Below are 9865 nucleotides of genomic sequence, written 5' to 3' on the forward strand. Positions count from 1 at the left end.
GACGCCCAGCTCAGCCTGGTGCAGGCGCGGCGCAACGAGGTGGTCGCCGGCTATCAGCTGCGCAACGCGGTCGGCACCCTGACCGCCCAGGACATGGGTCTACCGGTCAAGGTCTATGATCCGGAGCCGGACTACCAGAAGACCCGCGCCCGCTGGTGGGGCACGTCGATCGACGAGTGATCCCCGCGGGCACAGCGCGGTCACCCGCATTCCGTCAACCCCTGCTGGCCAGCATCGTGGTTGCGCGAAGCATGTGCAGCAACGCCACCGAGGGCCGCCGTGTCACCGGCAGACCCTGGCTCCGCTGGAAGGCGACGATGGCCGCCCGGGTCCTGCGCCCCATCACGCCATCAACCGGTCCCACATCAAGATTCAACCTCATCAGCAGCTGCTGGATCTCCCGAATCTGAGCTGCCGTGACGCGTCGGTCCGGCGTGATCGCAGGCTGCGCTGCCGCCTCAGATGCCATGGTCACCTTCGCCGGACCAGGCGGCAAACCCGCCATCTGTGCCGCCAGAGCGTCAAGGATCGGGTCGGGGGCAGCGGCGGGCATGCCGGTCTGGTCCAGAACGAGAAGGCCGGCTTCCGGCGCCAGGTTGACAAACCCAATGCGAGGCGCGGCCACACCGTAGGCTACGGCCTGCAGCCTCGCAGAGGCTACCCTGGCCGGCTCGTATCCTGCATCGGCCGCGACCCGGTACCAGCCAGCGGCCGTCTGCGGATCCGGTTTCCCGAGCTCGCCACTTTCATAGAGCCTGGCCACGTTGTAAGCGCCGCGTGGGTTGCCGCCGATGCTGGCCCGCCGGAACCAGAGCATCGCCTCCACCGGGTCGTGCGCCACGCCCGAGCCGCTGAGATAGGCAAGCCCCAAGGCATTCAGCGCACCGGCGTGTCCAGCCTCCGCCGCCTGATGGAAGGGTCCCACCGCCGCTTCCGGGTCGCGCGGCACGCCGAGGCCCCGTTCCAGCAGCACGCCGAGATTGTATGCGGCGCTGGCCACGCCCTGATCGGCGGCGCGACGATACCAGTACGCAGCACGTTCAAAACTCTGTGGAAGTTCGATGCCGAGCGCAAAGAAGGTGCCGAGATCATGCTCAGCATTCGCTTGGCCGGCGAAGGCCCCGCGCGCCAGGCTGCGCAGTTCAGTGGAGGCGTTGTCCGGCAGCGGCAACTGCGCCATCCGATCGTCGGCCGGGGCGGCGATGGTGCCGCTTGCCGACGGAGATGCCGTGGCCGCCATCGGATGGGGTGCCAAGGCCGGGCGCGCGGCGTGCGAAGCCGGGGCTGAGGGACGGGTTGCAGAGGCGGATGGTCGCGGATCTTCGACAATCGCTGTCAGAGGCGTGGCTTCGGCCCGACGGACTCCCTGCCCCTCTACTGCAAGACAGCCCCCACCGGCGACGATGAGCAGCACCGCGACCACATGGCGGGGCGCGGCGCTGCGAGCAGCCTTCAGTTCACGATCGAGCCGGGTACCGCTGTCCGCCGGAGATTTCACCTGACCTCCTGGTCTGCTCGAGTCATGCCCCATCCGTCGCCGGATGGGCATAGGACCGGACAGGCCCGCTTCCTGTTGCTGTGATGATGCCTGCCCGGTCCCATGTGAGGGAGTTGCGAAGCTGATCAGTGGGGACGCCTCAGCCCAGTCAAATCCCGAGTGAGATCCTAGACGCGCGATCGGTCTCGACCTAGACGCACTTCCGGTGATGACCTTCACTTCGAATCGATCCTCAGAGGAGGCCGGCATATCCTCGGGTGGATGCGCTACTACTTTCTCCCGCTACTCACCGGCTCTGGCCCTTCCTGGACGACTTGACTGCTGCTGGTTCTGGCCGTCCGATTGATCATTGATCGCAAGGCGATCATCATTCGACCGGAATCTCAAAGAAGCCAAGCGACGCCAGGCATCGGACGCGTCGGGCCCGACGATTTCGCATCGCCCGGTTATGTGCCGTAGTCTTGCATTGGATCGCTACAACGGAAGAGGTATTCCACTAGACAATTAGAGATGGGAAAAGCCGATTTGAGATGTTTTGTATCTTTCACAGTTGTGGAGAATGTTTTTATCCACTTCTCTTTCAGCGACGAATTAAATGGCTCAAAATTACCGGCTGATGAATCCTCTCGAGCCGCGCACCCGCAACGTCACGATTGGTGGAAACCGCACCAGCATCCGGCTGGAGCAGCAATTCTGGAGCGGCCTGGAGGAAATCGTGACGCGGGAGGGCATTTCCGTGAATGCCCTCGTGTCACGGATACGCGCTTCGCAGCGAAGTGACGGTAGCCTGTCCAGCGCGGTTCGCGTGTTCATCCAAGCCTATTTCTTCGCGCTGGCCCACAACCGCCGTCCGGTGGTCCCGAAAGGCTACGCCTAGAACACCCGACCGGAATTTCGATGTCGCCTTGCTCAGACGCAGGTGAGCCGACGCCATCGGCGATAAACGGCATCCTCCGGCGGGATGGCCATGTTCACCCAATCGCCGAATTGCGTGGCCGCGCCACGCGGCGGAGACTTGATCATCATGGCCGAGCCCGGCTGCCGTCACGAGCTGTACCGGATTGCTAAGACGCCGATGCGCGCCGGGAGCCGTCGCGTCACAGTCGCTATCGTGATGATCGCGGCGGGTCTCGTTGATGTGGCGCATGCCCAGTTCCAACAGTTCGAGCTCGCCCCACCGCCGCCATTGCGGGAGCCGGCGAGCAGGTCCGGAACGCCGACACCAACCTATCCGCTGGTCAAGCCGGGAATGTCGCCGCCGGAACCAGGGGTCGGACAGCCGGCACAACCTCCACCGGGAGAGTTCTCGGCTCCGGCCAACGTCCGCGTGCGGCAAAGCAAGACGCATCCGAACGGCATGACCATCTCGGTCGATACCGTGAGCTTCCTGCCGTCCAGCATCGTCGTCGATGTCGAGATCTTCAATCCGGCCGCCGGCCAGAGGCGGCTCAACCCATCCGGCAGCCTGCTGCTGACGGATGACCGCGGCCGGAGCTACCCCTTCCTTCCTCCACCGGATAATCCGGAGATGCAGATCGCGCCGCGGTCCCATATCGTCGGCCGGCTGGTCTTCCTCGGGGTGGTCGATTGGCAGGCGCGGATGTTGCGGCTGACGATCAACCATCCACTCGGAAGCCCGACGGACCGCATGACCGCGACGCCCCTGTTCCAGTTCAGCATGCCGGCGGAGCCGCGGTCCTAGCGGATCGAGGTGGCGACGGCGCGGTTCGGAGATGCCCGGCCGTCGTTCTCGGCTTCAAATGACCATTTGGCTCACCCGCTGGATGACATCGATCCCGAGCAGTGCGCTCTTTCCCTTGCGGGCGGATCGAGGACGCGTGAATATCCAGCATCGCGTCGGAGACGCGACGACCGCCTGTGGCGCCCTCCAGCGAGCCAAGCTGGCCGAGATGGGAGGGAAACCAACATCGTCGAGCTGACGGCAAGCGTGCTCCTTAGGAAGGAACCATAGTTCGAAAGGCTTAGGTCGACCTTGTTTGTTTTTGCATAAAATGTGATACAAATGTGATTGAGTCTGCCGGGCTCGACATCCATTTCTGCGATCTTCCGGCCTTCTGAGAACAACAGGAATTTAGACATAATCAGAAACGCGTTGGATCTCTAGCTAATGAAGCGGGCGGGGAAATACCCTCAACCAGGCTAAGAGGCGAGTAGGATTATTATGCTTTTCAACGGCAGTGAAGCGAAGGCCCATCCCGCCATCATGGGGGGGGCAGAACCTGAAATCAATCAACGCGCCAGCGCCCGGGATATTGATAGTATTGTTCCGGGCCTGCCCACCGTCGCGATCATCGACAGACGTGCCTTGGGCCGAGAAACCTTGACGCAGGCGCTTGAGTCGACCGATGCGCGATTCCGAAGCCGGGCTTTCGCCGACATCGGTGAGTGGGAACGGAGCGCAGAACGGAGCGACACGTCGTTGATCCTCCTGGAATGCGGCTCAGTCAGCAATGACCATCCGTCGCTTGAGGACGAACTCCAGGCCCTGGTTGGCGCCTATCCCGAGACGGCGGTGGTCGTGTTGGGCGAAGACGAGGATCCCCGCCATATCTCTGAGATTCTGGCGTGGGGAGCTCGCGGCTACATCCCCACCAGCGTCAGCCTGAGTGTCGCGATTGGGGCGCTTTGCCTCGCGCTAGCCGGAGGCACGTTCGTTCCTGCCAGCGCGCTCCAGAACTCTGATCGCGAGCGGTCGCTACGCCAGCAATCTGTTCACAGCATGCTTGGCCTTTCAGAACGGCAGGCCGCTGTTGCCGATGCCGTCGCCCTCGGAAAGCCGAACAAGATCATCGCCTATGAACTGGACCTGTGTGAGAGCACTGTAAAGGTGCACCTCCGGTCAATCATGAGGAAGCTGCAGGCGCGAAACCGGACCGAGATCGCCTTCAAGCTGCACTCGGCCAAGAGTGGGGTCCATTCCATCTCGTGAGATACGCTCGGCCGGAACCTGCGTAACTTGAATGGAGGGCCGCCAAGCAGCGGCGGCCTCTCCAGCTCCAAGCGTTCCTTACCAATCCGCCGACACGGGCAAGATATTTTATCTGCAAAACCGTGTGTCCGGGAACGCCCCGAACACATTCATTTCCATAATCGAAGCTTTGGAAACATATCATTGTATGATCGTCGGCCAAATACTCCTTTCGGCGTAGGTGCGCCGCCCCGCGATGAATGCACCGACAGCGTGATCACCCGCTGACGCCTGACGACGAGGAGGGGCAGGACCTCCTTAAGACATGGCAGCGCGTGGCGGCCATCGCCCGCTGACGGGAGGCTCCGCCCACGCGCGGCGCGTTCGGGCGTACAGTGCTCCAAGGTGTTGCCGGTCTTCCTCGGTTGAGGTTCATCCCGATGGAGATGGAGAGGGAGGAGTCACCATGGCCGTCTTGCGACAGGATCTCGCGCGGATCACGTTGGCAGTTCTTTTCATCGCCCTGCTGATTGGCGCATGCCTCTGGATCCTCCGGCCTTTCCTGCCCGCGATGATCTGGGCGGCGATGCTGGTGATCGCGAGTTGGCCCCTCCTCCGCCGCGTGCAGGCTCGGCTGTGGAACAGCCGCGGGCTCGCCGTCACGGTCATGACGGTGTCGATCCTGCTGGTGTTCGTGATCCCGTTCTGGCTCGCGGTCGGTACGATCGTCCGGCATTCCGGGGAGATCGTGGAATGGGGCGTGTCGGTCACGTCGGCGGAGTTGCCGCCGCCGCCCGCCTGGCTGGAGCAGTTGCCATTGGTCGGCCCGGATGCCGCCCGTGCCTGGCATAGTGTCGGCGAGGCCGGCATCAGTGACCTTCTGGTCCAGGTGCGGCCGTATTCCGGCAGGATCATGCAGTGGTTCCTCGATGCCATGGGCGGCCTCGGGGGCGTCCTGCTGCAGTTTCTGCTCACGGTCGTGGTTGCGGCGATCATGTATGCGCGGGGCGAAGCCGCGGCGGCGATGGTTCAGAGCTTCGGCATCCGCCTTGCCGGCATGCGCGGCGAACAGGTCGTCATCCTGGCGGGCCAGGCCATCCGTGGCGTCGCGCTGGGGGTGGTGGTCACGGCCTTGATCCAGTCGGCCATCGGCACCTTCGGGTTGATGTTGGTGGGGTTCCCGTTCGCGTCGGTGCTCTGCGCCGTGATGTTCATGCTGTGCATCGCCCAGATCGGTCCGGGGCTGGTCCTCGTGCCCGCCGTCGTCTGGATGTTCGTCCGCGACGACACGGGCTGGGCGATCGCGCTCCTGGCCGTAAGCTTGGTGGCCATGACGGTGGACAATTTCATTCGTCCCGTCCTGATCCGCCGTGGGGCGGACCTGCCGCTGCTTCTCATCCTGGCCGGCGTGATCGGGGGGCTGATCGCGTTCGGCCTTGTCGGCATCTTCCTCGGCCCGACGATTCTCGCCATCGGCTACACTCTGTTGCGCGCCTGGATCGATGAGGCGGATGCAGGCAGGGAAGAGCTGGAGATCGAGTGACGCGGAACGAGGCGAGCGGTTGCGCGCCGTCCCCGCCCGATCCGGGGCTGTGTCGAGAGGGAGTGATCCATGCGCGTCGCTGTGTTCGGTACCAAGACCTATGACCGGCAGTCCCTCGAGGCGGCCAACACCCGCTTCAGCCATGCGCTGACCTTCCTCGAGCCGAGGCTCGATGCCGATACCCTGCCGCTCGCCCATGGTTTTCCCGCGGTGTGCGTGTTCGTCAACGACCTCGTCGATGCCGCCGTGCTCGAAGCGCTGCACGCCGGCGGCACCCGGGTCGTGGCGCTGCGCTGCGCCGGCCACAACAACGTCGATCTGGCCGCCGCCACCCGGCTCGGCATCGCAGTGGTCCGGGTCCCGGCCTATTCGCCCCACGCCGTCGCCGAGTTCACCATCGGCCTGATGCTGGCGCTCGACCGCAACATCCACCGTGCCTGGGCCCGGACCCGCGACAACAATTTCGCGCTCGACGGTCTCGTCGGCCGCACGCTGCATGGCCGCACCGTGGGCGTCGTCGGGACCGGCCGCATCGGGGCGATCGTGGCCCGAGCGCTCCGGCTCGGCTTCGGCTGCGAGGTCCTGACGTTCGATCCGGTCCCGGACGAAGCCCTCCTGGCGGAAGGCGTCCGCTCCGTCGACCGGGCAACCCTGCTCGACCAGGCAGAGGTCATCAGCCTGCACTGCCCGCTGACGCCGGACACCCGCCACTTCATCGACGCCGACGCGATTGCTCGGGCCCGTCCGGGCCTGATAATCGTCAACACCAGCCGGGGCGCCCTGATCGACACGACGGCGGTCATCGAGGGGCTGAAGAGTCGCAAGCTCGGTGGCGTGGCGCTCGACGTCTATGAACAGGAGGAAGGCCTTTTCTTCGAGGACCTGTCCAACGAGATCATCCAGGACGACGTGTTCCAGCGGCTGCTCACCTTCCCCAACGTGCTGGTGACGGGCCACCAGGCCTATCTGACGGCGGAAGCGCTCGCGGCGATCGCTGAAACCACGCTTGCGAGCCTCAGCGATTTCGAGGCCGGCCGGCCCCTGGTCCACCAGCTTTCTCCCCCGGGGACCTAGCCCAGGATTTCCCTATGCCTGCGGCCCTTTTTCACCGCCGGCTTGCAGTCCACGTCCAGTTCCCATCCTCTCCACACACCAGGACCGCGTCATACAGCTCCGACGACTCTTCGCCGTCTCCGTTGCTGATGTAGACAATCGAATTCGCAGAAAGAATTTCCAATGATCTTTTGAGCTGATCGGGTGTCAATATGTCATCGACCCTGTCGAGAAAGACAAATTTCGGCCTGTTCATGACAACGCGGCCAATGGACAGAAGCTGCAGCTGCCGCAACGAAAGCAGCGTCACCCAGTCCTGCTCCGCATCCAACCCGCCGGCCTGGCTCACGACCTGGTCGAGATCCAGCGCGGTCAGCAGCGCGAGAAGCCGTTCGTCTGATACCGTGTCATCCGCGTCACGCAGCAGAACCTCCCGAAGCGTGCCCGGCGGCAGGTATGGCCGCTGCGGGAGGAAGATCAGGTCGCCCGCGCCAGGGCGAAGGATGCGCCCCTCGCCTGCCGTCGGCACCCCGGCCGTCGCCCGGAACAGCGCGAGCCCAGCCTCCTGGCTCGTCCCCGTCACCAGAACGCGGGTCCCGCGCGGGATCGATATGGACAGGTCCTTGAGCAGGGAATCGCTGCCGGTCGACGACCTCAAGGTCAGGTGCTCGTAAGCCAGCCTGTCCCCGGCATCGGCAATTTCGATGGCTGTCGCCGTGTCCGTCTGCGATTGCTCGATGGCCTCCATCAGCGAGCTGAGCCGTGCGACGACGGCCGCGAAGGAGGACAGCGACTGGAACTGGGTGACGACCAGCGAAAACGCGGCGACGAGAGCCGTGAAGGCCATGGCCGACTGCGTGATCACGCCGAACTCGATTTCTCCGTCAATGAACGCCGGAGCGACGATCAGGGCCGGAATGATCTGGATCATCCAGTTGTAGCCCGTGGTGAAGAACCCCAGGTTGCGGTTGACGGCGATGATCCGCCGCAGATTTCCGACCAAATCGTCGAGACGATGCAGCAGCCGCGCCGCCTGTCGCGGCTCATGGCGTTCCAGCATGATGGACTCGGCGTTCTCCCGGACCTGAATGAGCCCGGAGCGGAAGCTGGCCTCCTTGTCGAGCTGATTGTAGTTCAGCGTGATGAGCGGGCGTCCCAGCATGATCGCCACAGACGAACCGCAAGCCGCATACAGGACGGCGACAATGAACAGGACGGGGGTGATCGACCACAGCACACCGGAAAAGGCCAGGATGGTGAAGCTGCTGTTGAGCGCCATGAGAACGAAGGAGAGGGTGGTGACGGTGAAGGCTCGGACATCCTCGGAAATCCGCTGGTCCGGGTTGGCGAGTTCGCCGGATTCGTTCAGACGGTAATAGGTCCGATCGGCAAGATAGAGGGTGACCGCCCGGCGGGTGACGAATTCGCGCCAGAGCAGCCCCAGGCGCTCCTCGGCGAATCGGGCGATGACCGCGACGATGGTGGAGGCGGCGAACACGCCGACATAGAACAGCGCCTGCCGTATGAACTCGGCTCTGTCGCGATCCGCGATGGCTGTCATGAAATTTCGGCCGACGAAGCTGTTGGCGACATTCAGCCCGTTGACCGCGCACAACAGAGCGACGAGCCCGGCAAATATCAGTTTGGCCTTCCAGCCGACTTCGGAGCCGAAGAAGTTCCTGACCGCACGGATGAACCGTGCAGCAATTGTCTTGTATTGAACCTTCTCCCTGTCCATTGCGGCCCCTCCGGCAAGCTCGATGAGCCGCGCGCCCGGGGCCGCAGGATCGAGCGGTGCGGCGTGGCTGCACCATGAAGCAGATCCGGCCCGCAGCGCATCCGTCCGATCTGCCGGCAGCCAACACGCGGAGTGCCGAGACGAGGAGCTTATCGCATCCGCCTGCAGACGATTTTGCGCCAGAGCAAAGTCGTCATCACCTCCGCGGCCTATCCTTTGACCGACTCGTCACCGCCGGTGGCCAGTCAGAGCAAGGGATATGACGCGACGGAGGCCGGTCCGGCGAGATCCGCCAGCCCAGTCCATCGTGACCATTGGCACGACGACCGATCTTGCGAAGCCCGACCCGCTTCGACAGACGAGCCGCCCCTAAGACCATTTCAATTCGGAAAGATCGATACAGGACAGGAGAAGTTCATGGCGAACGCACTGTCGGAGAAGGAACGTTCCCTGATCGATGCTTATTGGCGAGCCGCCAACTACCTCTCGGTCGGGCAGATCTATCTCTACGACAACCCGCTGCTGAAGCAGCCCCTGAGCAAGGAGCATATCAAGCCACGGCTCCTCGGCCATTGGGGAACCACGCCGGGCCTGAACTTCATCTACGCCCACCTGAATCGGCTGATCCGGAACCACGACCTGGACGTGGTCTATATCACCGGTCCCGGCCACGGCGGGCCCGGCTTGGTGGCGAACGCCTATCTCGAAGGGACCTACAGCGAGGTCTACCCGAACATCTCCGCCGACGAGGCGGGCATGAAGCGCCTCTTCACCCAGTTCTCGTTTCCCGGCGGCATCCCCAGCCATGTCGCGCCGGAGACCCCGGGCTCGATGCATGAGGGCGGGGAGCTCGGCTATGCATTGTCGCACGCCTACGGCGCCGCATTCGACAACCCCGACCTGATCGTCGCCTGCGTCGTCGGCGACGGCGAGGCGGAGACCGGGCCGCTGGCGACCAGCTGGCACTCCAACAAGTTTCTCAATCCGGCCACCGACGGGGCGGTGCTGCCGATCCTGCATCTCAACGGCTACAAGATCGCGAACCCCACGGTCCTGGCCCGGATCAGCCATGAGGAGCTGGACCACCTCTTCCGCGGGTATGGG

8 protein-coding genes and 1 pseudogene are annotated in these 9865 nt (G+C 64.0%); 7 read left to right on the top strand and 2 right to left on the bottom strand.

The window, feature by feature from the left end; all coding sequences use genetic code 11:
- A partial coding sequence (locus FFK22_RS43510; protein WP_221939213.1) for a hypothetical protein occupies positions 1–180 on the top strand: 180 nt, incomplete at its 5' end.
- Positions 181–214: 34 nt separating this feature from the next.
- On the opposite strand, the gene FFK22_RS39405 is transcribed toward FFK22_RS43510, so the two are convergent.
- Entirely contained in the window at positions 215–1498 is a 1284-nt protein-coding gene (locus FFK22_RS39405; protein WP_186002913.1) for an SEL1-like repeat protein, read from the bottom strand.
- A 595-nt stretch (positions 1499–2093) separates the two neighbouring features.
- On the opposite strand from FFK22_RS39405, the gene FFK22_RS39410 reads away from it, so the two are divergent.
- The 5 genes from FFK22_RS39410 to FFK22_RS39430 all read left to right on the top strand — a co-directional run bounded on the left by FFK22_RS39410 (position 2094) and on the right by FFK22_RS39430 (position 7044).
- Positions 2094–2375, top strand: a complete 282-nt coding sequence (locus tag FFK22_RS39410; RefSeq protein ID WP_221939214.1) for a ribbon-helix-helix domain-containing protein — start codon at positions 2094–2096, stop codon at positions 2373–2375.
- A 147-nt stretch (positions 2376–2522) separates the two neighbouring features.
- Positions 2523–3200, top strand: a complete 678-nt coding sequence (locus FFK22_RS39415) for a hypothetical protein (protein ID WP_138893338.1) — start codon at positions 2523–2525, stop codon at positions 3198–3200.
- A 480-nt stretch (positions 3201–3680) separates the two neighbouring features.
- A complete protein-coding gene (locus tag FFK22_RS39420; protein ID WP_138893339.1) occupies positions 3681–4448 on the top strand; it encodes a response regulator transcription factor in 768 nt (255 codons plus the stop codon).
- A gap of 445 nt (positions 4449–4893) precedes the next feature.
- On the top strand, positions 4894–5970 hold the full coding sequence (ydiK, locus tag FFK22_RS39425; protein ID WP_138893340.1) for an AI-2E family transporter YdiK: 1077 nt from the start codon (positions 4894–4896) through the stop codon (positions 5968–5970).
- 69 nt (positions 5971–6039) lie between these two features.
- Entirely contained in the window at positions 6040–7044 is a 1005-nt protein-coding gene (locus FFK22_RS39430; RefSeq protein WP_138893341.1) for a 2-hydroxyacid dehydrogenase, read from the top strand.
- A gap of 31 nt (positions 7045–7075) precedes the next feature.
- Here the strand turns inward: FFK22_RS39430 and FFK22_RS39435 are convergent, their stop codons facing one another.
- The gene (locus FFK22_RS39435) at positions 7076–8761 is read right to left on the bottom strand and encodes an ABC transporter ATP-binding protein/permease (protein ID WP_138893342.1); all 1686 of its coding nucleotides are present in this window, start codon (positions 8759–8761) and stop codon (positions 7076–7078) included.
- Positions 8762–9178: 417 nt separating this feature from the next.
- On the opposite strand from FFK22_RS39435, the pseudogene FFK22_RS39440 reads away from it, so the two are divergent.
- Positions 9179–9865 (top strand): annotated as a pseudogene (locus FFK22_RS39440) (phosphoketolase); the annotation flags it as partial.

This window comes from Mycobacterium sp. KBS0706 (assembly GCF_005938675.2).
Lineage (GTDB): Bacteria > Pseudomonadota > Alphaproteobacteria > DSM-16000 > Inquilinaceae > Inquilinus.